General features: G+C 64.4%; 2 protein-coding genes and 1 pseudogene. All 3 read right to left on the bottom strand.

Translation table 11 applies throughout. The features are described 5' to 3' along the window. Window positions 1–190 (bottom strand): annotated as a pseudogene (locus tag BIS11_RS15650) (gfo/Idh/MocA family oxidoreductase); the annotation flags it as partial. Between the two features lie 199 nt (window positions 191–389). Next, a complete protein-coding gene (locus BIS11_RS15655) occupies window positions 390–1,685 on the bottom strand; it encodes a TRAP transporter large permease (protein WP_253586498.1) in 1,296 nt (431 codons plus the stop codon). Continuing rightward, window positions 1,682–2,239: TRAP transporter small permease (locus tag BIS11_RS15660; RefSeq protein WP_301286490.1), on the bottom strand; the 558-nt coding region annotated here is incomplete at its 5' end. The genes BIS11_RS15655 and BIS11_RS15660, both read right to left, overlap by 4 nt.

Below are 2,239 nucleotides of genomic sequence, written 5' to 3' on the forward strand. Positions count from 1 at the left end.
CCACCGCCTGGATCTCGGGTCGGTGATCGAGCATCGCCTCGAGGGACTCGAACGCGGGCACGCCGGGTAGCGAGGCGTGCGGGTCCGCCGTTGCCGCAAGCTGGCAGTCAGGTGCGGCGGAGAGCGCCGGTAGATGTTGGGCGCGGGCAATCTTGCCGACGCCGACGAGCCCGAGGGAGAGTGTCGACATATGTCCTTCTTGTACTGGAAAGTATCATTGAAAAAACACAGCGTACTTACCGCGAAGGCGGTTAGCCAATCTTGGTATTAGCCCCTTGCCGCACACATGCTGCTATTGCTGCCAGACAAAACGAAAACGCCCCGTGGGTCTCCCCACGGGGCGTCGCTACTCGATACCCTCTCTCGGCACTCTATCTCGATAAATTATCTCAATACCCCATCAGATCCGGAAGCCAGGTCGCGAGCTCCGGAATGGCGATCAGCAGCAGGATGGCGAGCATCACCGGGATTAGAAACGGCAGTACCGCCTTGACCACCTGCCCGTAGCGAAGCCTGGTGATGCCGACCATCATGAACAGCACCGTGCCGAAGGGCGGCGTGATGACGCCGATCGACAGCGTGATCACCATCACGATGCCGAAGTGTACCGGGTCGAGCCCGGCGGTGAGCGCGGCGGGCACCACAATCGGGGTGAAGATCAGGATGCTCTCGATCACCGACATGAAGCAGCCGATCAGCAGGAAGAACAGCGCGAAGCAGACCAGCAGCAGGATGGTCGGCATCTCGACGGTCGCCACCTGTCCGGCCAGCGCCTGTGGGATCCCCATGCGCACCAGGATCCAGCCGTAGAAGCTCGATACCGCGATGATCAGCAGGATCACCGCGCTGAACATCAGCGTGCGGCGAAAGGCGTCATACAGGTTTTTCAGACTCAGGTCGCGATAGATCAGCCCGCCAAGCACGATGGCGTAGAGCGAGGCGATGGCGCCGGCTTCGGTGGGGGTGAAGAAACCGCCCCAGATCCCGCCGACGATGATCGCCGGCATCACCAGTGGCAGCACCGCCCGCTTGCCGGTACGCAGCACTTCACGGCCATCGAAGGGCGTGGGTTCGGGCATCTGCACCTTGCCGGACGCGCCGAGGTAGACCGTCATGCCCATGAGCAGCAGCGCCATCAGGAGGCCGGGGATGATCCCGGCCATGAACAGCCCGCCGATGCTGACGTTGGCCAGCCACCCGTACACCACCAGCGCGATGCTGGGCGGCAGAATCGGCCCGACGACGCTCGAGGCGGCGGTGATTCCGGTGCTGTAGCCCAGCGCGTAGCCGCGCTCCTTCATCGCCTTGATCTCGATGCTGCCAAGCCCGGCGGCGTCCGCCACCGCCGTACCCGACATGGTGGCGAAGATCGAGCTCGCCACCACGTTGGCGTGACCGAGCCCGCCCCGGGTGAAGCCCACCAGGGCGGTGGCGAAGTCGAAGATGCGCGTGGTCGTCGAGCCCTGGTTCATGATGTTGGCTGCCAGGATGAACAGCGGAATCGCCAGCAGGGTGAAGTTGTTGAGCGTCTGGATCATGCGCAGCGACAGAAGCTCGACCGGAAGCCCCCCCGCTCCGGTGACGGCCAGCGCCGTGAACGACGTCACCCCGATGGCCACGACCACCGGCAGGCCGATCATCATCAGCGCCAGCAGCCCCCCCACGAATATCGCCAGTTCCATCATGACGCCACCTCCTCGGCAGCAGGCGCAAGCCAGGCCACCGGCCCGCGCAGGGTCTGCCACAGCGCGATCAGCGCCATGGCGGCGAAGCTGAACAGGATGGCGTAGTAGAGAAAGGAGAAACTGATGCCCAGCGAGACCGTATTGTTATGGGCGCTCATGTAGGACATGGTCCAGGCGCCCCACCCCGCCAGTGCGAAGAACAGCGCCGAGATGGCCGCCGTGAGCCGGTACTGGCACTGGCGCTCGAGCGCGCCCAGGCGGTGGCTGAAAAGATCCACGACCAGGTGGTCGCTGCGCACCCAGGCGGAAATGGCGCCGAAGGCGACGGCGTACACCGCCAGCAGCGACACCACCTCCTCGGACCAGGGCATTCCCCAGCCCAGCAGGTCGCGGGTCACGACGGCGCTCACGATGAGCCCCAGCACGCCGATCAAAAGCGCCACGCCGATGGCGTCGCAGCAGCGGGTAATGGTGCGCAGAGCATGAAAGGCAAAGCGGTCTGCGCCTCGAGCGGGCGACTTGGCTTCGTCCACGAAACGACTCCTTGAATGGTA

The sequence above is a fragment of the Halomonas sp. 707D4 genome, assembly GCF_024158685.1.
GTDB lineage: Bacteria > Pseudomonadota > Gammaproteobacteria > Pseudomonadales > Halomonadaceae > Vreelandella.